Origin of the sequence: Paenarthrobacter sp. NPDC091711 (assembly GCF_044756605.1) — a bacterium.
In the GTDB taxonomy this organism is placed as follows: domain Bacteria; phylum Actinomycetota; class Actinomycetes; order Actinomycetales; family Micrococcaceae; genus Arthrobacter.
Map to the genome: position 1 here is coordinate 26,025 of NZ_JBIVTF010000008.1, position 25,273 is coordinate 51,297.

The 25,273-nt window shown below is 61.5% G+C and carries 24 protein-coding genes; 12 read left to right on the plus strand and 12 right to left on the minus strand.

Going from position 1 to position 25,273, the window contains the following annotated elements; translation table 11 throughout:
- Nucleotides 1-35 precede the first annotated feature (35 nt).
- The 7 genes from ACIQH5_RS13425 to ACIQH5_RS13455 all read right to left on the minus strand — a co-directional run bounded on the left by ACIQH5_RS13425 (nucleotide 36) and on the right by ACIQH5_RS13455 (nucleotide 8,294).
- Nucleotides 36-872: a sugar phosphate isomerase/epimerase family protein gene (locus ACIQH5_RS13425; protein ID WP_400404058.1), complete on the minus strand. Its 837-nt coding sequence runs from the start codon at nucleotides 870-872 to the stop codon at nucleotides 36-38.
- Nucleotides 873-958: 86 nt separating this feature from the next.
- Entirely contained in the window at nucleotides 959-1,846 is an 888-nt protein-coding gene (locus ACIQH5_RS13430; RefSeq protein ID WP_400404061.1) for an ATP-binding cassette domain-containing protein, read from the minus strand.
- Complete coding sequence (locus tag ACIQH5_RS13435) at nucleotides 1,843-3,738, minus strand: dipeptide/oligopeptide/nickel ABC transporter permease/ATP-binding protein (protein WP_400404064.1); 1,896 nt, start codon at nucleotides 3,736-3,738, stop codon at nucleotides 1,843-1,845. The genes ACIQH5_RS13430 and ACIQH5_RS13435 overlap by 4 nt, the downstream gene beginning before the upstream one ends.
- Nucleotides 3,735-4,676, minus strand: a complete 942-nt coding sequence (locus ACIQH5_RS13440) for an ABC transporter permease (protein ID WP_337340822.1) — start codon at nucleotides 4,674-4,676, stop codon at nucleotides 3,735-3,737. The genes ACIQH5_RS13435 and ACIQH5_RS13440 overlap by 4 nt, the downstream gene beginning before the upstream one ends.
- Before the next feature lie 6 nt (nucleotides 4,677-4,682).
- The gene (locus ACIQH5_RS13445) at nucleotides 4,683-6,221 is read right to left on the minus strand and encodes an ABC transporter substrate-binding protein (RefSeq protein WP_400404067.1); all 1,539 of its coding nucleotides are present in this window, start codon (nucleotides 6,219-6,221) and stop codon (nucleotides 4,683-4,685) included.
- A 155-nt stretch (nucleotides 6,222-6,376) separates the two neighbouring features.
- Nucleotides 6,377-7,384, minus strand: a complete 1,008-nt coding sequence (locus tag ACIQH5_RS13450; protein ID WP_400404070.1) for a Gfo/Idh/MocA family protein — start codon at nucleotides 7,382-7,384, stop codon at nucleotides 6,377-6,379.
- Nucleotides 7,385-7,448: 64 nt separating this feature from the next.
- Entirely contained in the window at nucleotides 7,449-8,294 is an 846-nt protein-coding gene (locus tag ACIQH5_RS13455) for a sugar phosphate isomerase/epimerase family protein (RefSeq protein ID WP_400404073.1), read from the minus strand.
- A 225-nt stretch (nucleotides 8,295-8,519) separates the two neighbouring features.
- Between ACIQH5_RS13455 and ACIQH5_RS13460 the strand changes: the two genes are divergently transcribed.
- The 8 genes from ACIQH5_RS13460 (at nucleotide 8,520) to ACIQH5_RS13495 (ending at nucleotide 15,191) form a co-directional block, all read left to right on the plus strand.
- On the plus strand, nucleotides 8,520-9,539 hold the full coding sequence (locus tag ACIQH5_RS13460; protein ID WP_400404075.1) for a LacI family DNA-binding transcriptional regulator: 1,020 nt from the start codon (nucleotides 8,520-8,522) through the stop codon (nucleotides 9,537-9,539).
- A 79-nt stretch (nucleotides 9,540-9,618) separates the two neighbouring features.
- Nucleotides 9,619-10,440 carry an ammonia-dependent NAD(+) synthetase gene (gene nadE, locus ACIQH5_RS13465; protein WP_014920611.1) on the plus strand — a complete coding sequence of 274 codons (822 nt, stop codon included), beginning with the start codon at nucleotides 9,619-9,621 and terminating at the stop codon, nucleotides 10,438-10,440.
- A 168-nt stretch (nucleotides 10,441-10,608) separates the two neighbouring features.
- Nucleotides 10,609-11,256, plus strand: coding sequence for a PadR family transcriptional regulator (locus ACIQH5_RS13470; RefSeq protein WP_400404077.1), 648 nt, complete (start codon nucleotides 10,609-10,611; stop codon nucleotides 11,254-11,256).
- Between the two features lie 77 nt (nucleotides 11,257-11,333).
- Complete coding sequence (locus tag ACIQH5_RS13475; RefSeq protein ID WP_400404080.1) at nucleotides 11,334-12,092, plus strand: MerR family transcriptional regulator; 759 nt, start codon at nucleotides 11,334-11,336, stop codon at nucleotides 12,090-12,092.
- Nucleotides 12,093-12,136: 44 nt separating this feature from the next.
- Nucleotides 12,137-12,724, plus strand: a complete 588-nt coding sequence (locus ACIQH5_RS13480) for a TetR/AcrR family transcriptional regulator (protein ID WP_400404082.1) — start codon at nucleotides 12,137-12,139, stop codon at nucleotides 12,722-12,724.
- A gap of 88 nt (nucleotides 12,725-12,812) precedes the next feature.
- Nucleotides 12,813-13,148 (plus strand): hypothetical protein, encoded by a 336-nt coding sequence (locus ACIQH5_RS13485; protein ID WP_400404085.1) that lies wholly within the window; start codon nucleotides 12,813-12,815, stop codon nucleotides 13,146-13,148.
- 11 nt (nucleotides 13,149-13,159) lie between these two features.
- Nucleotides 13,160-14,080, plus strand: coding sequence for a hypothetical protein (locus tag ACIQH5_RS13490; protein WP_400404088.1), 921 nt, complete (start codon nucleotides 13,160-13,162; stop codon nucleotides 14,078-14,080).
- A 652-nt stretch (nucleotides 14,081-14,732) separates the two neighbouring features.
- Nucleotides 14,733-15,191: a hypothetical protein gene (locus ACIQH5_RS13495; RefSeq protein WP_400404090.1), complete on the plus strand. Its 459-nt coding sequence runs from the start codon at nucleotides 14,733-14,735 to the stop codon at nucleotides 15,189-15,191.
- Nucleotides 15,192-15,304: 113 nt separating this feature from the next.
- Here ACIQH5_RS13495 and ACIQH5_RS13500 read toward each other — a convergent pair whose 3' ends face one another.
- On the minus strand, nucleotides 15,305-15,838 hold the full coding sequence (locus ACIQH5_RS13500; protein ID WP_400404092.1) for a hypothetical protein: 534 nt from the start codon (nucleotides 15,836-15,838) through the stop codon (nucleotides 15,305-15,307).
- 884 nt (nucleotides 15,839-16,722) lie between these two features.
- On the opposite strand from ACIQH5_RS13500, the gene ACIQH5_RS13505 reads away from it, so the two are divergent.
- Both ACIQH5_RS13505 and ACIQH5_RS13510 read left to right on the plus strand, forming a co-directional pair.
- Nucleotides 16,723-16,950 (plus strand): hypothetical protein, encoded by a 228-nt coding sequence (locus ACIQH5_RS13505; RefSeq protein ID WP_400404094.1) that lies wholly within the window; start codon nucleotides 16,723-16,725, stop codon nucleotides 16,948-16,950.
- Between the two features lie 255 nt (nucleotides 16,951-17,205).
- Complete coding sequence (locus ACIQH5_RS13510; protein WP_400404096.1) at nucleotides 17,206-17,613, plus strand: hypothetical protein; 408 nt, start codon at nucleotides 17,206-17,208, stop codon at nucleotides 17,611-17,613.
- Nucleotides 17,614-17,821: 208 nt separating this feature from the next.
- Here the strand turns inward: ACIQH5_RS13510 and ACIQH5_RS13515 are convergent, their stop codons facing one another.
- The 4 genes from ACIQH5_RS13515 to ACIQH5_RS13530 form a co-directional block, all read right to left on the minus strand.
- Nucleotides 17,822-18,298 (minus strand): hypothetical protein, encoded by a 477-nt coding sequence (locus ACIQH5_RS13515; protein WP_400404098.1) that lies wholly within the window; start codon nucleotides 18,296-18,298, stop codon nucleotides 17,822-17,824.
- 150 nt (nucleotides 18,299-18,448) lie between these two features.
- On the minus strand, nucleotides 18,449-19,276 hold the full coding sequence (locus tag ACIQH5_RS13520) for a hypothetical protein (RefSeq protein WP_400404100.1): 828 nt from the start codon (nucleotides 19,274-19,276) through the stop codon (nucleotides 18,449-18,451).
- 189 nt (nucleotides 19,277-19,465) lie between these two features.
- On the minus strand, nucleotides 19,466-20,059 hold the full coding sequence (locus ACIQH5_RS13525) for a hypothetical protein (protein WP_400404102.1): 594 nt from the start codon (nucleotides 20,057-20,059) through the stop codon (nucleotides 19,466-19,468).
- 350 nt (nucleotides 20,060-20,409) lie between these two features.
- The gene (locus ACIQH5_RS13530) at nucleotides 20,410-21,996 is read right to left on the minus strand and encodes a molybdopterin-dependent oxidoreductase (protein WP_400404104.1); all 1,587 of its coding nucleotides are present in this window, start codon (nucleotides 21,994-21,996) and stop codon (nucleotides 20,410-20,412) included.
- A 104-nt stretch (nucleotides 21,997-22,100) separates the two neighbouring features.
- Between ACIQH5_RS13530 and ACIQH5_RS13535 the strand changes: the two genes are divergently transcribed.
- The gene (locus ACIQH5_RS13535; RefSeq protein WP_400404106.1) at nucleotides 22,101-23,612 is read left to right on the plus strand and encodes an aldehyde dehydrogenase family protein; all 1,512 of its coding nucleotides are present in this window, start codon (nucleotides 22,101-22,103) and stop codon (nucleotides 23,610-23,612) included.
- Nucleotides 23,613-25,265: a GMC family oxidoreductase gene (locus ACIQH5_RS13540; RefSeq protein WP_400404108.1), complete on the plus strand. Its 1,653-nt coding sequence runs from the start codon at nucleotides 23,613-23,615 to the stop codon at nucleotides 25,263-25,265.
- Nucleotides 25,266-25,273 lie beyond the last annotated feature (8 nt).

Below are 25,273 nucleotides of genomic sequence, written 5' to 3' on the forward strand. Positions count from 1 at the left end.
AATCTCCTGTGGTGAAAACCGGAAGTGGCTGAAATCTAGAAAAGGTCCGCGTGGCCCATGGCCACCAGGTTGTCGTACGAGGTTTGGAGCGCGTCCCACACGGTCCGCCCATACAGCTCGTCCTGCTCCACCAAGAGGTACCTGGCACCTGCGGCGACGGCGGCCGGAATGATGGAGGGGAAGTCCAGGTTGCCCTCGCCCACTTCGGCGAACTGCACCACGTTGCGGAACTCGGCCATGAACCCGGGGAAGTCGCCCTTCTCCAGGAGCCCGAAGGACGATTCCGGCATCTGACCGATCCTGTAATCCTTGAGGTGCACCATGGCAGTATTGCCGGCGTACTTTTCAAGGGTCCGCACGGGATCGAGGCCACCGCGCTGCACCCAGTGCACGTCGATCTCCATGCCCATGGCCGGGGAGTTGTGGGCGATGATGTCCAGCATGTATTTGCCGTCGAACTTCGCGAACTCTATGTGGTGGTTGTGGTAGTACAAGCTGATGCCGTGTTCCTGGAGCCGTTCGGCGTAACCGTTGGCTTGCTTGGCGAATTCAACCACCGAGTCCAGTGATTTCATGGCCCCGAACGGAAGCATCCCGATGCGGAGCAGCGAGCTGTCCAGCCGCTTTGCGTCGTCCACGATCTTGTCGAAGTTGTCCGCCAGTGATTCCACGGGCATGCCCTTGCGGCCTTCAATGTTGACCGAAAGCGCGGCGATGTCCATACCCAGCTCGGTGCGGGAGCGGTCCAGCTCGCCCACGTTCTCCGTGGTCATGGGGATCTGGGAAATCTCGACGGCGTTGTAGCCGATCGCACTGACCTTGCGGAGCGTCTCAAACGCCCCGACTTCCGCGAAGCTGTCCTTCAACATCATCGCCTGTACGCCTATTGTGGCCACTTTTTCCTCCGGGGTTTCCGGGCCCTTCCGGACCCTGGATGGGTGATGGGATGCCGGGCTGTTCAGGCCACGGCACCGGCTTGTTCTGTTTGGTTGCGCTGGTTAGCCAGCAGGCGGTGCCTGTCCGCGCGGCGCTTTTCCTGCCGGTCGGGATCCGGCACGGGCGAGGCGAGCAGCAGCCGCTGGGTGTAGGGGTGTTCGGGGTCGCGGGTGACCACTTCGGCGGGGCCTTGTTCCACGATTTCGCCGTGGTACATGACGGCCACGCGATGGCTGATGTGCCGCACGACGTCGAGGTCGTGCGAGACGAACAGGTACGAAACTCCGGTGTCCTTCTGGATCTGCAGGAACAGATCCAGCACGCGGGCCTGAGTGGAGAGGTCCAGTGCGCTGACGGGTTCGTCGCAGACAATCAGCTTCGGGGACAGGGCAAGTGCCCGGGCGATCGCCACGCGCTGGCGCTGGCCGCCGCTGAACTCGCGGGGCAGCCGGTGGATCGCGTCAGTTGGCAGACCGACTTGGTCCAGCAGTTCGCGGACCCGCTTCTTCGCAGCGGCAGCTTCCATGCCTTGCACGCCCAAAGGCTCTGCCAGGATGTCCCCGATTTCCAGCGCCGGGTTCAGCGAGGTGTACGGGTCTTGGAAGACCACTTGCAGGTCACGGCTGAGCGTCCGGCGTTCCTTGCGCGAAGCGTTGCTGATGTCGTTGCCTTCGAAGATCACCTTCCCAGCTGTGACCGGCGCCAGGCCCAGGACGGCCCGGCCGAGGGTGGTTTTTCCGGAGCCGGACTCCCCCACCAGGCCCAGGGTCTCGCCTTGGCCGATGGTGATGTTGATGTCCGTCAACGCCCTGAAAGGCTTGGCCCGAAACCGTTTGCTGGGGTATTCCACCACCAGGTTCTCCACGGACAGGAGCGGGGACTTCTGCGATGAGTCAAGAGAGACGCTCATGCCACCGGCTCCTTCTGTGCTGATCCGGACTGCGCTGATCCGGACTGTGCTGCTGATCCAGGGTTCGATACCAGCATGGTCATGGGGGTCTTTCCTTCGAGCATGGACCCCAGCAGGGTCTGCGTGTAGGGCTCTTTGGGGTTCCGGAGGATCTCGCGGACGGTGCCTTCTTCCACGAGCCTGCCGTTCTGCATCACGGCCACGCGGTCGCACAGGTCAGCGACAACACCGAAGTTGTGGGTCACCAGGATCACGCCGATGTTGAGCCGTTGCTGAAGCTCGCGCAGCAGGTCCAGCACGTCGGCCTGCACAGTGACGTCCAGGGCTGTGGTGGGTTCGTCAGCGATCACCAGGTCCGGTTCGCAGCTGATGGCACCGGCGATCAGCACGCGCTGGGCCATGCCACCGGAGACCTCGTGCGGGTACGCCTCGAAGGTGCGCTCCGGGTTGACGATTCCGACGTCGGTGAGCAGCTTGAGCGCCCGTTGACGGGCTTCTGCCTTGGAGATTCCCAGGACACGGACCATGGGTGTGACCAGCTGGTAGCCGATGGTGAATGCTGGGTCCAGGTTGCTCATGGGTTCCTGCGGAATGTAGGAGATCCGCTTGCCTCGCAGTTTGGACAGCCGTTCCTGGCTGACGCGGTCATCGCCCGGAGCCACCGTGTAGTTACCGTCGAACTGGATGGAGCCGCCCACAATCCGGGCGTTGTCCGGCAGCAGGCCCAGGATGGAGAACGCGGTCTGGGACTTGCCCGATCCCGATTCGCCCACGATGCCCAGGATCTCGCCGCGGTCCACGTGGAAGGAAACGTCGTCCACTACCTTTTTGATGGACCCGTCAGCCTGCGGATATCCGACGCCGAGGTTGGTCACCTTGACCAAGTGGTGCTCGGTTCCGGCGTCGACGGCGGCCACGGACTTCCGTGACTGGCGCGCCTTGGCGGGGTCCGTCGTCGTGCTGTCAGCAGAAGCAAGCGCCCGCTTTTTGCGGTGCTTGATCTTTTCGCCGTCTTCCAGGGCATCGCGGATGGCGTTGCCCAGCAGGACCAGTCCGCCGATGGTGAGCGCCATGGCCAGTGCCGGCCAGACCAGCAGAATCGGGGTGAGGTAGACGTTCTTGAAGCCTTCGGAGAGCATGACGCCCCACGTGGCTTTGGTGGGATCGCCCAGTCCCAGGAATTCGAGTCCGGACTGGATGGCGATGGCAACACCGGCGATCGCGGCGGTTTGGATGATGATGGGTGCGCGGACCACGGAGAAGATGTGGCGGGCAATGATGCTCAGATCGGACAGGCCGGAGACCCGGGCCGCGTCCACATAGAGCTCATTCCGGACCGACTGCACAGCGGTGCGGGTCAATCGGAAGTAGGACGGACTGATCAGGACACCGAAGGCGATCATGGAGATCCATACCGACGGGCCGAACGCTGCACGGATGGTGAGCAGGACGATCAGGCCGGGCAGGCTCATGAGGATGCTGACCACCCAGTTGGAGACGGCCTCGAATTTGCCTGCGTAGTAACCGGCGATCAGGCCTGCCGGGAGTCCGATGGCAATCGCCACACCGGCACACAGCAGCGCGGATAGCAACGTCAGCTGGGCGCCGAAGAGCAGGCGGCTCCAGGTATCGCGCCCTGCACTGTCCGTACCCATGATGTTCACTGAGTCCGGGGCGGCGAGGGTCTTGGAGATGTTGGCGAAGTTCTCTTCGAAAGGCGCGATCACCGGCGCCAGGATGGCCAGTACCGTGATGGTCAGGAGGATCACCAGCGAGGCGATGCCCATGGGATTCTTCAGGAGGCGGCGCATCACCGTGGAACGGACCACCGTGCCGCTCTGGCCGTTGGGTACAGGTGCTGCGAGTGCTGCTGAATCTATGGAGTCGCTCATGAGACACGTACTTTCGGGTTGAGCCAACCATTGAGGATGTCCACCAGGAGGTTCACGACGATGACCACCACCACGGTGTACATCACCACTCCCATGACCACGGGGAGATCGGTTTGGGTAGTTGCGGCTACAGCCAGCGGACCCATTCCTGGGAGGGCGAAAATCTGCTCGATGATCACCACGCCGCCCAGCATGCCGATCAGTTGCAGGCTCAAGACTGTGAGGCCAGCGGGTGCGGCGCTGCGGAGCACGTGCTTGAAGAGGATTTCACGCTCTCCGATGCCACGGCTGCGCAGCGTTCGGACGTAATCACGCTCCAGCTGCTTGATCACGGCGGAGCGGATCTGCTGGGCACCGCCGGTCACACCGTTGATCAGCAAAGCGATCACCGGAAGCGTCATGGAGTAGACCCAGGCCTCCGGACCCACCTCCGGGGAGATGGTGCTGGTGGCGGGGAAGAAACCCAGCTGGATGGCCAGGATGGTTACCAGGAACACGCCGATCACATACCCGGGGATGGAGTCCCCCACGATCGCGCCAATCTGGACCACCCTGTCCACCCAGCCGCGCTTCACGGCTGCGGCAACGCCAATCAGTGCTGCGCAAATGGCGATCAGGATCATTGCGGTGAAAACCATGGTCATGGTCACCGGGATGCGGGTGGCCATGGAGTTGGCCACCGGCTCCGAGGTGAACCAGGAGGCTCCAAGGTTGCCGGTCAGGGCATCGCCCAACCAAGCGAAGTAACGGACAAAGAGCGGCTGGTCCAGCCCCAACTCCTGTTCCTTCAAGGCAACCTGTTCAGGTGTTGCCTGGTCCCCCAGGATGTTCTGGGCAATACTTCCGCTGGAGGTGTACAGCAGGGTGAAGGTGAGGACCGAGACGACGAACAACACCACCAAACCGCTGCCCAGTCTTTTCGCAATGAACTTGATCATGGGGTCCTACTTGGCGGGCGAGTAGTTGTAGATGGACGGAACGGCCTGCTGCACCTGCGGCGTGACGTTCACTTTGTCGTTGTGGTAGTACATCTGGTTCACACGGAACAGCGGGGCGAACCAGGCTTGTTCCACCACGTATTTGTTGACTTCCTGGGCCAGCTTGCCGGCATCTGCACCACCGGTGCGCACGGCCGCGATCTTGGCCTCAAGCTCAGGGGTGGTGGTCTTGAAGGGGTTGTACAGGGCCTTGGTGGAAACGATCTGGTCGATCGCCACAGTCGGCTGCCCTTGGAAGAGGTTGTAGAAGAGTGCCGGGTATTTCTGCGCGGCAACGTCCGAGGTGAAGGTGTTGGTGATGGCTGCGCCCGGGTTCAGGGTGATGCCCACATCGGCAAGCTGCTGCTTCATGACCGAGATCAGGGTTTCAGCACCGGGAAGTGTAGGAACGTCGATGCTGACCTTGCCCTCAAAGCCGGAGTCTTTCAGGAGCTGCTTGGCTTTCTCGGGATCGTAGCTGTAGTAGTTCTCCAGCTCCTCGCTCCATGCGCCGCTGTCCTTGCCGAACGGCTGCGAGGTGGGGGTGCCCTGGCCCAACATGACCTGATCCAGGATGGTCTTGCGGTCGAAGGCGTGGTTGATGGCCTGACGGACCTTGACGTTGGCCAGGGCCGGGTTCTTGGTGCCGTCACGGTCCAGGAGGAGCAGTCCGGACCAGTCAACCTGGTTGGTTTCGAGCTTCATCTTGGCGCCTTCGGCCTGCTTGCCGTTCTTGGGGTCAAGGAGGGTGGCGTCAATCTGGCCGGAAACCAGCGCGTTGGTGCGGGCGGTGGGGTCCAGGAGGACCTTGAGGGTGAGCTTCTTGAACTTCTGGAGGTCCTTGTTCCAGTAACCGTCACGTGCGTTGAAGACCGTCTGGGAATCCTTGACGGAGGCTGCTTTGTCCATCACGTACGGGCCGGAACCCACGGGGACTGTCTTGATGGCATCGGTGCCGAGGGCTGCGGGGCTTCCCATGAGGCCCGCGGCCTGGCTGAGGAAGTATTCCAGGGCCGGCTCCGGTGCGCTGAGGTTGATGTCGATGGTGTCGGCGTCCACCACGGCGATGTCGGACACTGAACCCAGCTGGGCCATTTGGGGGCCGTTGGCCTTCTTGAAGTGGTCCATGTTTGCTTTGGCCGCAGCGGCGTCAAACTTGGCTCCGTCGCTGAAGGTGACGTCGGTCCGGAGGTCAACGGTGAGCTTGGTGTTGGTGTCGTTGTACTTCCAGGCCGTTGCCAGCATGGGGCTGAGCGTGCCGTCCGGTTCGCGGAGGATCAGGGAGTCGTAGGCTGCCTGATAAGGCTGGAGCGCGTGGCCTACGTGAGCCTGGGCCGGGTCCCAGGAGGTGAGGTCCCTGAGGGTTCCCAGCGTCAGGGCCGTGACGGTTTTAGTACCGGTAGAGGAACCAGTTCCGGCACCGGCATTCCCGCCGCCACAGGCGGTGAGCGCCAGAGAGGCGCTAAGTACGATGGCGGCTGCTGCCGCCTTGGGACCTAACTTCATTGTTGGCTCCTACTGAGTCTTAGCCTGATGCGAGTCAGAGCTTGAGCGTGTGGCCTGCGCCACACTTTTCTTGGGTGTGAGATTTACAGTACGTACTTTGCGGGGTTTTGGCAACCGATTGTCAAAAGTTTCTAAGATTGTTGCCAAGAGGATGCTTAACCCACCCGGCCAGCCATATCCGGGTAGCTTTGCGCGTAGATATCCTTGATGATCCTCAAGGATTTTCCGGCCTCGGCAGGGTTGATCCAGAAAGGCCCGGCGTCCTGCAGCTTGTTGTAGAAATCCGCAATCAGAAGCTCGTGGGACACGCCCCAGTAGGACCTCCCACCACTTTCAGCCACCCTTTCCGGAATGATGTCCACCGCGCCATCGGCGTAACTCACCGTGAGGTCTCCCCGCAGGCTGAGCGTCGCTTTCTCCGTGACGATGTCCAAGGTCACCGGCGCATTCACGGCGTTGGCCAGCGTTGCGTAGAAGACGCTGCGCGCACCATTGACGTGCTCCGCAACGAACTCAGCGGTGTCCTCCACCTCGATCACCCCGCCCAAGGAACGGGTGGACGCGTGGCCTTCCACCTTGGCAACATCGCCCACCAGCCACTGCAGCAGGTCCACTGTGTGAATGGCTTGGTTCATCATCAGACCACCCCCGCCTTCGGCCCAGGTGCCGCGCCACGGGCGGTTGCGGTAGTAGCTGCCGTCCCGGTGCCACATGACGGTGGCCGAGGCGCCGATCACCTGACCCAGCGTGCCGCCGTCGAGCAGTTCATGCATGGCTTGCGACGTCGCGTTGTAGCGGTTCTGGAAGCAGACGGCGATTTTCGCGTCGCTTCGCTCCGCCACCTCAATCAATCGCTGCCCCTCGGCCGCCGTGTGGGCCAGCGGCTTCTCCACGATCACATGGACGCCCCGCTCCAAACAGTCAGCGGCCACCGAAGCGTGGAGATGATGTGGCGTACAGATATGCACGACGTCGGGACGCACCTTCTGGAGCATGTCCAGGTAGTCCGCGTAGCCGGGGACGCCGTGGGCGGCTTCGGCCGCCTTCAACCTTTCCGGATCGGTATCGCAGACCGCCACCAATTCGGCATGGTCCATGGTGGCCAGGGCCGCAAAGTGGATGGTCGAGATGTCGCCGCAACCAATAATTGCTGCTGTAGGCATACCTGCTCCTTTGAAGGTTAATGCTGGGTGAAGGTTGGTGCCGGGTTGTCTTGGTGCCGCGCTTTTAGACCAGGTCCACGCCGTTCTTGGCGGCGAGGCCCGCAAAGGCGCGGGCTGCGATTCCGAAGGCAACCGGGCCGGAGTACCCGCCGAGCTCGTGGGCGCTGGCCAGGTGCGGTTCGAGTGAGGCGAATCCCGTGTAGCCGTCGGCAGCGAGGGCACTGATGGTGGCATCCAGTTCACCGTCGCCCTCGCCGGAGGGAACCACTTCACCGGTAGTGGCGATGGCATCTTTAACCTGCAGGTACTCAAGGTATGGGCGCAGGATGGCATATCCTTCGGTGTAGGGCTTGACGCCTACTTGGACGAAGTTGGCGTTGTCCCATGCCACCCTGAGCGCCGGCGAATTGACCGTCTCCATGATGTCCAGGACGCGGTCCGGGGTATCGCCGTAGATGCCCTTCTCGTTTTCATGCAGCAGAATCACGTCATTGGCAGCAGCTTCAGCAGCAAGGGCGGACATGCGCTCCATGACGGAGTTGCGGATGTCTTCCTGGCTCTGCTCCTCGCCGCGGTAGAAGGAAAAGATGCGGACGTACTTGGTATCCAGGGCCTTCGCGACGGAGATGATCTGGCGTAGGCGGGTCACCTCATGCTCCACGGGGAGGCTGACGTCCACTTTGCCAATAGGGCTGGCAACAGCCGAAACTTTGAGGCCCTTCTCGTCCAGGATGGTTTTGAGCCGCAGCACAGCGTCGTGCTCGAGTTCTGAAACGTTGGTCCCCCATGCGCTGCGGACTTCAATGTGGCTCGCACCAAGGGCCAGCAGCACGGCGGCCTGGACGGCGGGATCGGGGTCTACTTCGTCGCCGAAACCGGACAGGCTCCACACGGCACTGGTTTGAGTCACAAAATCTCCTTGGTAGACCTGCTGCGGCACACGAGGGGCGCGGTGACGCAGTTCACAGGCGGGGCTTGTTCCTCGAGTTTAGCCATCTTGGCACGCATTTGACAACCGATTGCCATTCGCTGCCATCCTGTGGCATTCTTAGTCGACGGTGTGGCAGCAGTCACAGCCGGATGATGAGTCGTTCCGGGAGGAACGCCCATGTTTGCTGTTCAGAGAGGAACGCCCATGGCGACGCAACCCATGGCGACAGGCCGGCCTGCCACCATCCATGACATCGCTGCGCTGTGCGGCGTGGCCGCGTCCACCGTTTCGAGGGCCCTCGCCAATCCGGAGCGCGTCAATATCCGCACCCGCGAGCGGATCCAGGCCGCCGCCGTCGAACTCAATTACACGCCCAACTCCCAGGCGAAAGCGCTGAGCTCCGGCAAGACAGGTGCCGTGGGCGTCCTGGTTCCGGATATCACCAACCCGTTCTATTTCGACCTCATCAGGGGAACGCAGCTTCAGCTGAAGGCGGCCGGTTACACGCAGTTGCTGGTTGACACCGAGGAATCGGACGAGGTTGAGGCCAGCACGCTGGAGCAGTTGCGCAAGAGTGCCGACGGTGTGATTGTGGCGGCGTCCCGCCTCAATGATGAAGCACTGGCCGCGGCAGCCGCCCGGATGCCCATGGTCACCGTGAACCGCGACGTCGACGGCGTTCCAGCAGTCATCATCGACACCCCCTCAGCCATGCCCCAGGCATTGGACCACCTGATTTCCCTGGGCCACACCTCCGTTGCCTACGTTTCCGGACCCACCGTTTCGCAGTCCAGCGCGCGGCGTTGGATCGCCCTGTCAGAAGCCGCCGAAGAGCGCGGAGTGGATGTCCGCAGAATCGGGCCGTTCGCCCCCAAAACGCAATCCGGCGCAGCTGCGGCAGATGCCGCCGTGCACAGCGGAGTCACTGCGTGCATCGTCTTCAATGACCTCATTGCCATCGGCATGCTGCAACGGCTCCGCGAACGTGGCCTGAGGGTACCGGAGGACATGAGCATTGTGGGCTGTGACGACATCTTTGGGGCTGACTTCTGCAATCCGCCACTGACCACCATGAGCTCACCCATTGAGCAGGCCGGACGTGTGGCCGTGTCCATGTTGCTGGCCCAGCTGAATCCACTCGCCGGCGGCGGGAACCGCAACCGCTCCGTCATGCCCACCCACCTCACCGTCCGCGGCTCCACAGGTCCAGTGCCTTCCACGTAGCTGACGCGCTAGCTGACACATGGGCTGGAAGTAGGCAATATGGTTGAGCGTCCGCAGCCATGCTGACTAGTGTTGAACCATGCGCGAACTCCAGGCCAAGATCATTGAAGAAATGGGCGTCCAGCCCCGGATCAACCCTGCAGAGGAGGTCCGCAAACGCGTCGGTTTCCTGAAGGATTACCTGAAGGCGACGCACACCAAGGGATTCGTTCTAGGTATCTCCGGCGGCATAGATTCCTCGCTCGCCGGCCGCCTCGCCCAGTTGGCCGTTGAGGAATTGGAAGCCGAGGGCGTGGACGCAAACTTTGTTGCCGTCCGCCTCCCCTACGGCATCCAGCACGATGAAGACGACGCCCAGGCAGCCCTCGACTTCATCAAGGCCAAGACCGAGTGGACCTACAACATCTCCCAAGCCGTGGACGGCTTCGAGGAGGAGTTCGAGAAGACCACCGGCGCCCCGATTTCCGATTTCCATAAGGGCAACACCAAAGCACGCGCACGCATGATCGCCCAGTACGCACTGGCCGGCGAACACAATTACCTGGTGATCGGAACGGACCACGGCGCCGAGTCCGTCACCGGCTTCTTCACGAAGTTCGGCGACGGCGGCGCGGACATCCTGCCGCTGTTCGGCCTGAACAAGCGCCAGAACCGCGCACTCCTGGCCGAGCTGGGCGCACCCTCACGGGTCTGGGAGAAGGTTCCCACCGCCGACCTCCTGGACAACAAGCCCGGCCGTACCGACGAAGACGAGCTCGGTATCACCTACGACACCATCGACGACTACCTTGAAGGCCGCGACGTCCCCGAGGACGCGGCAGAGCTGCTGGAACAGAAGTACCTGCGCACGCGTCACAAGCGCACCGTTCCGGTCACCATCTTCGATACCTGGTGGAAATAGCCACTTCGTTTTAGACCATTCACGACGGCGGGTGCCGGCTTCCCTACGGAAGCTGCCACCCGCCGTCGTGCTTTAAGAAACCTCTTGACGTCCCGATAGTTACCGATATATCGTTAACTATCGCCGATACTCCTTCGGCGTAACAACAACCGAAAGGACGATGCTGCTATGAAAGGCATCAACGAACACGACAATTCATTCCCCGAGCACGATCACGGACACCCGGAACACGGGCACGGCCGAGGTCGTTTCAATCGAGGCAAGGGCCGCCGCGGTCCCGGTGGCCACGGCGGAGGCGGATTCGGTCCGGGCTTTGGCCCAGGTTTCGGTCCCGGCTTCGGCCCTGGATTTGGGCCCAGGGGCTTCGGTCCCGGCGGTTCCCGCAGGGCCAACCGCGGCGACGTCCGCGCAGCGATTCTCTCGCTCCTGGCCGAAGCCCCGTCCAACGGCTACGGCCTGATCAAGACCATCGCCGAGAAGACGTCCGGCGCTTGGCGTCCCAGCCCCGGCTCGGTCTACCCCACGCTGCAGCAGCTGGTGGATGAGGAACTCATCGTGGCTGTTGGCGAAGGACGCCGCACCGAGTTCACGCTCACCGACGACGGCAAGGCCTACATCGCCGAGCATGAAGAAGAACTGGCCAACGCCTGGAACACCGAGGCTGATGGAACCGGTGCAGCATTCCACCAAAGCGTCGGCAAGCTCATGGGCGTCATCCACCAGTTCCGCGCAGCAGCCACTGAGGAACAGCGCCAGGCCGCCATCGAGAAACTGGACGAAACGCGCCGGGCGCTCTACCTGATCCTGGCCGACTAAGTGCTTGCCACCATCCCCTTGACCTTGACGTAACGTCAACCTCTACTGTCGAAGAACAAGCACAGGACGGAGGACGTATGGACTGGTCAATTCAAGAGATCGCCAAGATCGCAGGCACCACCAGCCGCACGCTGCGTCACTACGACGACATCGGGTTGCTGAAACCAAGCCGGACCGGTCATAACGGCTACCGCTACTATGACGGTCCGGCTCTGGTTCAGCTCCAGCGCATCCTCCTGCTCCGGGAACTGGGGCTCGGCCTTCCGGCCATCGCCGAAGTTCTTGACCGCGAGACGGATACCGTCAAAGCGCTGAGCAGCCATTTGGAATGGCTCGCCCAGGAGCAGGACAGGCTGACCCGGCAGATCGCCTCCGTTCGGCAGACCATCGACACAATGAAAGGGGATGGAAAGTACATGGCACAGAACATGTTTGACGGCTTCGACCACACTCAGTACAAGGACGAGGTGGAGGAGCGCTGGGGCAAGAATGCTTACGCCGCCAGTGACTCTTGGTGGCGCGGAATGAGCGCCGAAGAAAAGCAGCAGTGGAAGGACCGCGTCCAGAAACTGGGCACGGACTGGATCTCCGCCGCACAATCCGGGGTTTCACCGGACAGCGCTGAAGCGCAGGATCTCGCGCAGCGCCACGTCGAATGGCTTCGCGGCATCCCGGGAACCCCGACGGCGGTACCTGGCGGAGACATCAAGGGTTACGTCACAGGACTCGGCGAAATGTACGTTGCTGATCCGCGATTCGCGGCTAACTACGGCGGCGAATCAGGGGCGACGTTCGTCAGGGATACCCTGCGGGTTTACGCGGAGAAGAACCTCTAGACGGTCAGGATGCGCCGATCAGGGTTAGGCAATAGTCTGGCCGGATGGGTACAAGCACCGTAAAGTCCGGCGAACAGGTTGACAGGCAGAAACGCATTCTCGACGCAGCCTTGGAACTACTGTCCCGCCACGGAATTTCGGGCATCAATATGCGCGCCGTGGCGCGTGAGGCCGGCGTCGCGCTGGGGCTTGTGAACTATTACTACGAAGACAAATCGAGCCTGATTCGCGCGGTGCTCCACCAGATCGAAGAGCACGACCTCCTGTTGGTGGAGCCGCAGGCTACCTCAACACCGGACGAGCAACTCCGGGAGTCACTGCGACGTGTTGCGGATCCCGGTCTTCTGACCACACCGTACCTATCCCTCCGACTTCATTTGTGGGCTCTCGCCCAGGCGGATGAGGACTTTGCACGCATCAATGCCGCAGCCTTTGAAAGATATCTTCAGGGGCTTGCGGCCTTGATCGGCAACGCCGTTCCCGGGCTGTCACCTGAAGAATGCAGGGAACGGGCGGCCGACGTGGTTGTGGTGCAGAACGGCATGTGGCTTACCACGCTCCTGGGAATCGACAAGGCGGCCATCCAGCGCGGCATTGCCCGCACGGAAGAGATCGCTTTCGCCTCTCGTTGAGCACAACACGTGGGTAGTTCGCCCCATAGCGCGAGGACCGGGTGTGCCCGAGTATCAAGGGACTACCTAACCGACCCGGGGGAACACCATGAAGATTGCTAAAAAAATTCTTGCTGCCAGCGCTGCCCTTGCCTTCATGGGCGGGGCATTGCTCACGGCTCAACCTGCATTGGCTGACGATGGCTATGCCAACTGCAACGTCTGGATCCACTACGAATACAGTGTGGGAGGCAGTTGCAATTCCGATGCGCCGGGCACTGAGTATCAGGTTGCGGGCAAGTGCCGTCATGTCCCCACCGGCCATGAGGCTATCGTGACCGGGCCCTGGAGGTGGCAGATGCCTGCCTCGCAAGGCTTCAACACCTCCTACGCCAACTGCCCGGCAGGCACCAGGGCCGTTCAGGTTTGGCGCAACGTGCGATGAGGAGTCCGCATATGAAACTCACCACGAAACTGTTCGGCGGCCTCGCTGCATGTGCACTGGCACTCTCCGGCGCCGCTCCCGCCAGCGCCGCCACGGCCTACCCCACCCCCACGCCGACGCCCGCCGACTGCTTTGGCGGCTTGCTGAGCGTCGAACCGAACGGGAATCTCGGTGCCATCTTCCTCAGCGACGGCAAGCTCCGCTGGGAGAACAGCAACTGGTCATCGCCTGTACCGTTCGATGCGACGTACCTGACGCAGACCGGCGGATTAGGGGACGAGACCTTCGGCAAGTTCTCCTACTTCGGCACCTCCTCGGACGGAAAAGCGAAGTTCTACAACCAACGCCAGGACCTCCAGGCGGACGGCACCTGGAAGCACTCCATCGACGGACCGATCACCACTATTGGCAATGGTTGGTTCCAGAAGTCCATCACCACTGCTTACAGCGGCACAGCGGACGTCCGGGGCCAGCAGTTCATTTTCCGGCTCACCAGCGGTGGCGAACTTTACCGCTACACCTTGGACACGAACGCCCGGACCATCACCGGTACGGTCAAGGTATTCGGCGGCGGAGCCTCCATCACATCCATCGGTTCGGCGCCTTCAATCGCCGTCAACGGCAAGCCGGTTGTCGTGTTGATGGCTACGCTCACCACCGGCGAACTGCGCCAGTACATCATCCCGGATGCCGCACCCACCCAGTGGAGCTCCAAGACCATCCGCCCAGCTGCCGGGAACGGCTGGCAGAACTTCACGGCTATCACCGCCAGGAACTGCGATAGCAAGGGGCAGATAGTGCTGGGCTACATCAAGCAGCGCTTGGTCGCCGCCTACTACGACCCCACCGGATTGACCGCCAATGACAAGGACCTCGGCGGCGGAGCCTCCTCCATGCCCGCGATGCCTGAAGGCACCCGGGTGTTCGGCTAACGCCCACTTACCCACTGGAAAAGGAAGCCGACGACGGCGGCAGCACCCGCCGTCGTCGGCCTCCTGCCGTGGCGCGATTGTCAGCATCCCTGGAAAGATTGACTGATTGTTGGCTGACAGCCTTTCGATGCCGCGGAGCTGCCCTTAAGGGGATCCCTGACCGGACACTCGACTTATTCATAAATTTTGGCTGCAAGGAGCATGTGGCCAACGAGCTCCCATGATGGGGCGTCGGGAACGGGTTCGCCCCGGTTCATGAACCAACCGTCCATATCTCGAGTCCAAGCGGCCAACGCATCCAAGAACCTGTCCAAATCTGGGTTCTCCCAAGACTCCGGGTCTCGGTTCAGTGAATCTCTGAGTTGGTCAACGAGTTCAGCCAAATCGAGTCGATTCATTCCGGGGGTGGGGTGCGGATCCGATGCCATTGGTTACCTCCTCCGAACCACTATGGAGACTCCATCGTTTCTGATGCTGAATTTATAGCCTTCTCTGGTTACTTTCGAACTCCGAGCATGAAGGGACACGACCGATGCTCATTTGGCTTTTTTGCGTGAACATGGGCACGGACTTGCAGATGCCGCCTCATGACGCCTGTAAGCATCGATCTCTGACCGGGCGGCGCTTGCAGCGCGCAAAGTACTGTCAGTACATGGAACCAATCCGACGCTTTCCCAATGACGCTTATGCGGGTGCTCTCGAATCCTGGACGTTTCTGGAGCTGGCGGGCAAACAACCGCTGTTCACGTCGCCCTTTGGCGATGTGTTCTTTCAAAGCACTGATGGATTCTGGTTTCTTGACGTGGTTGGCGGCGAGATAAGCCACCGATGGTCCACGGAGAGAGAATTCTCTGCGTCACTAAACTCCCGCGCCGGTCAGGATGAGTACCTCATGCTTGGACTGGCCTCAGCTGCCGATGAAGCAGGCCTGAAGCCCGGTGCACTCGAGATTTACGATTTCAGAGTCCCTCCGGTTCTCGGCGGTGCAACCGAACTAAGCAACGTTGCTTTGAGCGACTTTGTCGCGGCGCTCAACCTGACCGGGCAAATTCATGGCCAAGTGCGCGACCTTCCGCCCGGCACTCCCATTAGCGGTGTCTCACTGACGTAGACGCCACGTATGTCCCCGGACCGCATTGTACGGGCGAAGGCAGCAGCTTGACCTAAGGCAAACCGTTGGGCGTAGTCGGAGCCCTCTGCGTAAACAGATCGATACCGGATCCTTTAGTGTTCAGCGGCGACTTCCCCACGCCTGTGCCAGTACTCAGCGTCCTTGCTGCTGGAGCATAGGATGGCGTCCGGCTGCGGCGAAGCTGGCCACACCTCCAGCAGATAATGATCGGCCACCTCTTCGGAGAATTCTCCGTCATGGCCTTCGTCGCGGCCTCTGGCGCTGGTCCGCAAACGGTAGCTACCGGGCTTCACGTCGACTAGGTCTCCGCTGTCCTCGTCACCCCAGGAAGTCCACCGTATGTCATGTCCCTCCGGAAGAGTGAAGGAAACCTCGACGATGTCCTCCCACTGGGAATCTGAGTTCAGCTCTGGCGGTTCATCCAACAGCACGATGCGGACTGCTGACCCTCCCGACCGTCTGCCGAAGTGGAGATAGATCCCATCCGGATTGGACGCCCCGACCAGGCCATTGACCTGGCCATCGAAGAAGCGTTCAAAGATTCCATCGAATCCATAGCCGGCCCAATACAGGTCGAACTGGCCGTAGTCGGTCATGATGACTTGATCGAGCAGCACTCTTTCCACGGGATCAGCATACGGGCGGGACCGGCCGGGTCACTCAGGTAGGTCCGTGAAGAACCTTTGCGACGTCGTAATTGCCCATCAGCTGCGCCAGCCCAGCGTTCGTAAGCCGATCGGCTTACGAACACACGACCGCAGTGCAGTAGTCGACTGCACTGGCGAACAGCTTTGAGGGAGCATCTGGGATTGGAGTGAACTTCGAAGACTCATCATCTAGGGTGCGAGTCGTTCGCAATGCTCTGGAGCTTGCGACGGACCCTGAGCTGTGGACTGTTGATCTACGTAGCGGGTCGCAAATCACGGTCCTCACATCATTCCCTAGTACAGATGGAACACGTTTTCCAGACTCCACATAATAAAAAATGCAATCGCAAAAGGGGGCACAAGATAGAGCACGAACATACTGCCGCCACCTCTGCCAGGAGGCCTGTACCGCTTTGTCATTTCATTCCTTCTCATCCGCGCAAGTTTTTGCGAACGCCCTATCCCGATGTGGGGAACTTTACCCAACCGCTTCGGGCCCCGGGACTGGCGGATGAAGCCATTTCCGAAGTTCACCAGGCCATAGCAGAGGGCGGCTAACGGTCCGGATATTCCGTCCTGAACCACTTGAGACACCTGGGGATGCGGTCAGTCGGGACGCGAGGTCATAACGTCTCAAGATAGAGTCAGGCTACCGGCGCGCGACTCGAACTCTCGGAGCTAGTCAAGATCCGACAGAGCCACCGAGCCGAGAAAGGTAGATCATCAAGACTATCCGGGCGATCAAACGGCTATTCACCGAGCTGCCTCAACCAGCCAGGACCTTCCAGAGGTGCTTCATTGGTTTTTTCCTGGGAACTTTCCTTCTCCTGGTGATAACCCGGGTAAACTGGTTTGCCCTCGGCATGAGTGTGTCTGGTGTCTTCGTTTTCCTCTTTGGGCTGCACGTCTTCCGGGACCTCAATGGAACCGCCAGCACATGGTCGAAGATCTATAAAGAGAGCCACGGTATCAGGCCAGAAGGCTTTACGTTCGCCGACGTACCCACGATAAAGGGCATGGGATTCATGTACATGCTCATGGGCGTCGGTCTCACGGCCATGAGCATAGCGCTGTCGGTATCCCAACTTTGAACACTTCACGCCAGCCGAGGATGAGCGGTCATGGCGCAATGTCCGGAAGAGGATCCTTCACCGGACACCCCCGCTTCGAACCGAATACAGTAGGGCGAACTGCAGGTAAGGGGCTCTCGGGGTGAGATCAAGGGCAAGTAGTAGCCCGACGTGCCGCATGACGGAAAGAACTTCATGAAATTTGATTCGAGTCTCCGGTTTCCCGTGAGCGTCCTAGTTGCCATGTCCTTATTCGTTCTTACGGGCTGTACCCGCATGCAGGAAACTCAACGTGATGAGTTGATCGGTATCTGGTCTTACTCTGCGGACGAGAGCACCGTAGGCAGTTCCGTCCTTGCCGCAACTGTCGAGCTAAGGGCAGAAGGTACGGTCCGCGTTGAGGACTTTCCAGCGTCACAGCTGACGCCGGGGGACTTCGCTAAGGATCCGATGTCCGACACAGGCACCTGGGAGTTTCTTCCGGAACTCCCAGAGGGGGAGGCTCGATATGAGAACCAATCGGGGGTACAGCTTCGCATTCCGGCACCCGGCTCCCCAGCAGGGACCAAGCAGCTCGTACGTTTCGTTATTGAGCGCTATGCCAACGAGGCGCCCGTGCTTCTTTTCTACGTGGGATTCCCAGACATTCTGGATGAGCACTATGTGCTGACGAAGCAGAACTAAGCGAGTTTCGATAAGTACGACTCTTCGCTTAGACCGCTCGCCAACCCTAGAACCGGCGCCCGTTAGCCGATCCGTCACCGGACACCCGAACTGCTGCTCACCGTCAGACGAACAACACCATGTCAGTAATTGGGTCGAATCCAATCCGTGATTGGCAGAAACTCGGGCTTGATCCCCGGATCAAGCTGCACTCCAGTCTCTACTTCGGTCAGAATGATGATGTTCCCATCACGGCCAGCTTCTCGATGATTCCTGTGGAGCGATTAATTACGGCCGTAGCTCGGAATGCCGGGTCCTCTATGTGCTCAAATGTGATCAGTAACGACCGCTGGCCGATCTCCTGAACGAGCATCGGGTAGAAGCTTTCGCTACGCCGGCCCCACATAAGAAGCGCTTCCGGATAAAGCATCTGGACGGCCTTCGGCATACCGCGGGGGAATACAACTTCCAGCGGAGCCTCCCGATCCTGTAAAAGCCAAGTGCCTACTGCCGATGACCTCCGTCCTTGGTCGTCGACCAGATGCCACTCTTCCGCTTTCGCATCAAGCTCGGCCACAAACTGATAGTGGTTCCGGCCGGACTGGCTGACGCCTCTTGCTCGCACGGAAGTGTACGTTCTCAAAGCCACGATCCCGTCCAGGACACTGGGGCTATCGGTCCGGCTGAGGACCACATCAAGCTTCATAGCCCATCCTGATCACAGAACACCAGCAAAAGAAACATTGGCCCACCACGCCGGGCATCCCGAGAGACGCCGCGTCCGCGATGCCAGTCCGGTGGAGGATCCTCAAACGGGCGTTCCATAGTCTAAAGCTCAGAGCGGCCATCCCAACGGTCAGCTCTCAAGGGCTAGCACCTCGAGGAGCGCCATGGTGCTAACACCGTTCGCTGCAGTCCACCAGCAGACCGGGTATCCGTCTTCTACATAGTGACGGTTAGGTAGATTCCTCTCTGCGGAAGGGACGAAGCGGGTTAGGAATCCAGAATGTTCTGGGGCTTTGAGAATTTCGACGATTCCGAGGGTGTCTATGAACGAGGTGCGCTCATCCTTGTTTCCAGGGAGCATCTTGAGAGCTTGGGCCAGCTGGGTTGGGGTCGTCGAGGGCGGGCAGCTCTGAATGAAAGCGAAGATCTCGCTGCCAAGTGTCTGGTCCGCCTCGGACGGCTTGAGCTTTGGCGCTCGTTCGAATTGTTCTAGGTCGAAGGCGATGTAGCCAATATCTAGTTTCCTTACTCCTCCCCATTTGAATCGTTCAAAGTTGAGGATGTTCAGGTCCGCGCTGGATTGAGCGGCGACGTCGCACACCGGGCAGCGAGACAGTGCAGCAGTCACCTCATAGGGATGGTCGGGCAACGATCTAGCGATGATGTAGGAACTCAACGCAGATCGAAGATCCAGTCGGCGGTTAGTTAGGCTAGCCAGAAAACCATCGCGAACCTCTCTGAGAGTAAGGCGTTGCGCTGCAGCTCGTGCCCGCGCTACCCAATCATCGTGACTTCTGAGACCGTCGTTCGCGAACATGATGCCGGCAGACTTCATCTTCTCGAACGTTGCTTCGTCAGGTAGAGCCGGGGTCTGGTGCCAGCCAGTCGGGGACCAATATGCCTTCATGAGCACGCGGACGTTGGATGGAGAACAGTCGTAAGTCCCGGGTTTGGTCACACAGACCATGATGCCAGCTAGAAAATTGGGCTCTTATGTCCATCCCACTAAAGGATCCGTTTCCGGACGCCTCCGCCACGATTGCCTAGGTGGTTGCTACAAGCTCCAGCTCGAATCCATCAGAATTTATGAGGTACGCAGCGTAATGCTCGGACCCGCCAGCGTGCTGGCCGTGTGTTGACTTCCCTTTTAGCTGCATGGGATGGCATGGGCCGCTGGCCATACCGGGTCAATGCCTCCGATGAGATTGAGGACGCCATCGTTCCCATCCCAGTCCAGGGTGTACGAGCCGCGGGCGACCGGTTCATACCCGTCGTCGGTGGTCCACGAGCTCGCGCGCAATCCGATCCAGCCGAACCTGACCGCGTACGCGTCACCCCTGCCAGCGAAGAGGAAAGAAAACTCGCGCGCGACGGCGCGGCAACCGTTGGCCGCAGGAGGATCCAGAACGCGGTAGCTGGCGCCCAGGTCGCTGAACGCACCGCCCAGGCAGATGAGGCACACCGCAGAGGCCACGATGCTGCGCAATAGCCGGACATGCGCTGCAAACGGTGGCACGTCAGTGCCGCGAGCTGCCCGACTGGAGACCATACGAAGCGTCACGGAAGCGACCAGCAGCATGCCGCTGACGGCCCAGAAGGTCAGTACAGTCCCGCCGATGACCAAAAGCATCGCGCCAAGTTGCGCCACGGCCGTCATGGCCGCAAGCGCCAGGCACGCCGTCTCCAGCCGGCGCAGTACCGGAATGTTCAACGAGCTCTGCGCTTTTCCCTCGGTCCCCATGGGCTGAGAGTCTAGCTGTATCGATCCTCTGCCGCTGACCAGAGGTTAGTCTCACTCCACGCCGAAATGACCGTGCCGTCGTCGCTGGCCACCGCGCGCCTTCTTAATCCATCCGCCAACCCTACCGATGCAAGGAACGGCGCCCGTTAGCCGGTCCTCCACCGCCGCCAAGCAGTCCCAAATGGCGCTAAGCAAAACTCGCGTCATTCTGCGGAACCAGCATTTCCCGTAAGACCCGCCCGCGAAACTGCCCGGTGAAGGTGCCCTAAACGCTACACAGTTTCCGGTCCAACTTACGGCAATGTGGAACACCCTCGGCGGGAGGACCCAGATCGAGTAAGGCTGAACAGTTACTCCACCGTCACTGCCACGGACTGCCAGCCCGAAGCGCCGTCGGGTACGGGGTCGGCGCGCTTGTCCGTCTGGACTTCCCCGGTACTGTCGGTGGCGCGGGCCTTGACGTAGTGCATGCCGGGCGTGGCATCCCATTCGTAGGACCACTGGCGCCACGTGATGGTGGATGCTTCGGTGGAGAGGGTTGCTTCCACCCAGTCGCCGTCGTCGATTTGTACTTCCACCTTGGTGATTCCGCGGGTCTGCGCCCATGCGGTGCCACCCACGGCCACCTTCCCTGCCTTCAACTTCGCGAAGGACCCGGGCACGTCCACGCGTGCCATGGTCTTGATGGGGCCGCGCTCTGACCAGCCGCGATCGGTCCAGTAAGCCTTGCTGTCTGCGAAGCGGGTGACTTCCAGGTCCACCACCCACTTGGTGGCGGAGACGAATCCGTAGAGTCCCGGAACCACCATCCGCACAGGGTATCCGTGCTCGATGGGAAGGGGTTCCCCGTTCATGCCGATGGCCAGCATGGCATCGCGGTCATCCTGCAGGACCTCCAGTGGCGTGGAGGCACTGAACCCGTCAATGGATGTGGAGAGCACCATGTCCGCGCCGTCCTTCGGTTTGGCCATGGCCAGGACTTCGCGGATGGGCATTCCCAGCCATTTGGCGTTTCCGGCGAGCTTTCCGCCTACTGGGTTGGAGACGCAGGTAAGGGTGACGTGCGATTCGATCAGATCGGCGTCGAGCAGGTCCTGGAAGGTGAGGGTTACTTCCTTCTCAACCATTCCGTGCACCCGCAGTACCCAGTCTTCGACGTTGATTTCCGGGACGCTCAGGGCAGTATCAATGCGGTAGAACTCGTTGTTCGGCGTCAGCCAGGAGGAGACTCCTGCCACCGGGGACTGGACGCCGGCTGGAACAGGGGGCGCAGCCTTCAAAGGCGACGGCAGGGTGAGGGCATCACGGGCCTGAGCTATGTTGTTGCGCGCAGCTCCGAGGAGCCGCCCACCGGTCGCCGCGATTCCGGCAGCTACCGCGGTGATACCGGCAGCAGCGAAGAAACGACGGCGGCTGGTGCCGGCGCCCCCAACCTGGGCATCGGCGTCGGCTGCTACGTCAGCGGGGGTTTCCGGCCACGCCCTCATCCGCCACAACGGCACCATGAGACGGCGCAGGACGATCAGACCTGCGATGGTTCCCAGCACTGAGGGGATGGCGTCGGCGGGCCCCACACCGGCCCGGGTCAGGACGGCTGCCACAATCACCGCGCCCATGAAGAGCACACCCAGGACGCCAAGTGCCCACTTCTTGTAGGCCACAACGCCCAGAACGCAGGCCAGTACGGCGATAGTGACGCCCATACCCACGAACAGCGCCGCTTTGTCGTTGGTGCCGAACGTGGCGATCGCAAAGTCCTTCATCCATGGCGGCGTGAAGTCGATGAACGTGGATCCCAGCGCGAACACCGGGGTTGCCCTGGCGGTAAAGAATGCGCCGATCAGCTCGGCAACGGCGAGCACGACGGCGGCCGACACCACGCCTGCCAGCGCTGCCATGGTTTCGGGGCCTTTGGTCCGGAGTCCGAGCTTTTTCATGTCAGTGATTCGTAGCGGGCGGGTGCGGGGATGGGTACGTCACTTTGAACATTTGTTCATAAATTTCCTTGAACAGATGTTCAAAGTGCACTAGCCTGCTTCGTATGACCCAAGCCACATTTTCCGATTCCGCCTCCACACTTTTCATCAACGGCGCGTGGGAACCGGCCGCTTCCGGCGCGGTGCGCGAGATCCGCAACCCGGCCGACGGCGAACTGGTCGCCACCGTCTCAGAAGCCGGCCGCGAGGACGCCGAGCGAGCCATTTCCGCAGCCCGCGCAGCCTTCGATTCCGGCGTTTGGGCAAGCGTCCCCGCTCCCGAGCGCGGCGCCTTCCTGCTCAAGGTCGCCGCGGAACTGCGCGAACGCCGGGAGAAGTTCGCCCGCGCCGAATCCTTGGACACCGGCAAGCGAATCATCGAAAGCCGCATCGACATTGATGACATCGCTGCCTGCTTCGAATACTTCGGAAGGCTCGCCGGGCAGTCGGCGGGCCGAGTGGTGGATGCCGGGGACCCCGCCGTCGTGAGCAAAATCGTCTACGAGCCCGTGGGCGTCTGCGGCCTGATCACACCGTGGAACTACCCCCTGCTGCAGGCCGCCTGGAAGATCGCGCCCGCGCTGGCCGCCGGCTGCACTTTCGTCCTGAAGCCAGCCGAGCTGACCCCGTCCACCGCGATCCTTGCCATGCAACTCCTGAAGGACCTGGGCCTGCCGGACGGCGTCGCCAACTTGGTAACGGGCCCTGGCGCTCAAGCGGGAGCACCGCTTTCGGAGCACCCGGACATTGATCTGGTCTCCTTCACCGGCGGCCTGGAAACCGGAAAGCGCATCGCCGCAGCCGCGGCCGGCACGGTGAAAAAGGTGGCGCTGGAACTGGGCGGCAAGAACCCCAACGTCGTGTTCGCTGACGCTGACTTCGACGCCGCCGTCGACAATGCGCTCAACGGTGCGTTTGTGCACTCAGGTCAGGTCTGCTCCGCCGGTGCGCGGCTGGTGGTGGAGGAATCCATCGCCGAGCGCTTCGTGGACGAACTGGTCCGCAAGGCACAGGGCATCCGTATCGGCGGCCCGTTCGATGAGTCCGCCGAAACCGGGCCCCTGATTTCCGCGGCCCACCGCGAGAAAGTGGACGCTTACGTTCAGCGTGGCGTGGCCGAAGGCGCACGTCTGAGGTGCGGCGGCGCGGCCCCTGACGGTGAAGCGTTCGACGCCGGTTTCTACTACCAGCCGACCGTCCTGGACCGCGTGACCCGGGGAATGTCGGTAGTGATCGACGAAGCGTTTGGCCCGGTAGTAACAGTGGAAACGTTCCGCACGGAAGACGAAGCCGTAGCCACCGCTAATGACACCATCTACGGACTGGCGGGCGCGGTCTGGACCCAGGATGCCGGCAAGGCCCAGCGGGTTGCGGGCCGTTTGCGCCACGGCACGGTGTGGATCAACGACTATCACCCTTACCTTCCACAGGCCGAGTGGGGCGGCTTCGGCCAATCCGGCGTCGGCCGCGAACTCGGCCCCACCGGCCTCGGTGAATACCAGGAAGCCAAGCACGTCTACCAGAACACCAGCCCGCAGGTCACCGGCTGGTTCGCAGACCACGGCAAGGAGAAATAGATGCACGTTGACACTATTGATAACCTCAGCGAGCGCGGGTTCGATTACGTCGTCATTGGCGGCGGGTCTGCCGGAGCTGCCGTCGCCGCCCGGCTGAGCGAGGACCCCGCCATCACCGTGGCGTTGGTGGAAGCCGGCCCGGATGACCGCAACCTGCCCGAGATCCTGCAATTGGACCGGTGGATGGAACTGCTGGAATCGGGGTACGACTGGGACTACCCGGTGGAGCCGCAGGAAAACGGCAACTCGTTCATGCGCCATGCCCGCGCCAAGGTCATGGGTGGCTGCTCCAGCCACAACTCCTGTATCGCGTTCTGGGCTCCCCGCGAAGACCTGGACGAGTGGGAGTCAAAGTACGGTGCCACCGGCTGGAATGCTGCTGCCGTCTGGCCTTTGTACCAGCGCCTGGAAAGCAACGAGGACGCGGGTCCGGACGCTCCCCACCACGGCCACGACGGCCCAGTGCACTTGATGAACGTGCCCCCGAATGATCCCGCCGGCGTCGCGCTCCTCAACGCCTGTGAGCAGGCCGGCATACCCCGGGCAAAGTTCAATGACGGCACCACCGTGATCAACGGCGCCAACTTCTTCCAGATCAACCGCCGCCCGGACGGGACACGTTCGTCCAGTTCGGTCTCCTACATCCACCCCATCGTTGATCGCGAAAACTTCACGCTGCTGACCGGCTTGCGGGCCCGCCAACTGGTGTTCGACGCGAACAAGCGCTGCACCGGCGTCGACGTTGTTGACTCGGCCTTCGGCCGGACGCACAGGCTCTCGGCGCATCGCGAGGTCATCCTGTCCACGGGCGCTATCGACTCCCCAAAACTCCTCATGCTCTCCGGCATAGGCCCGGCCGCGCACCTTGAGCAGCATGGCATCGAGGTCGTGGTGGATTCTCCCGGCGTCGGCGAGCACCTGCAGGACCACCCGGAGGGCGTGGTGCAGTTCGAAGCCAAGCAGCCCATGGTGCAGACGTCCACTCAGTGGTGGGAAATCGGCATCTTCACTCCCACCGAGGAGGGCCTGGACCGCCCGGACCTCATGATGCATTACGGTTCCGTGCCCTTCGACATGAACACCCTGCGCTACGGTTACCCCACCACGGAGAACGGCTTCAGCCTCACTCCGAACGTCACGCACGCGCGCTCCCGCGGGACCGTTCGCCTGCGTAGCCGGGACTTCCGCGACAAGCCCATGGTGGACCCCCGCTATTTCACCGATCCGGAGGGGCACGACATGCGCGTAATGATGGCCGGCATCCGCAAGGCCCGGGAAATCGCGGCTCAGCCGGCCATGGCCGAGTGGACCGGACGGGAACTCTCCCCCGGCATCGACGCACAAACCGACGAGGAACTTCAGGACTACATCCGCAAAACACACAACACCGTCTACCACCCCGTTGGCACCGTCCGCATGGGACCTGCGGACGACGATATGTCTCCCCTTGATCCCGAACTGCGCGTCAAGGGCGTCACCGGATTGCGCGTGGCAGACGCCTCCGTCATGCCGGAACACGTCACCGTGAACCCCAACATCACCGTGATGATGATCGGCGAGCGCTGTGCGGACCTCATCAAGGCCCACCTCAGTGCCAGCCGAGTGGAGGAAACCACGACGACGGAGGCGGACTTCAGCTTGTCCCACGCCTGAACAGGCAC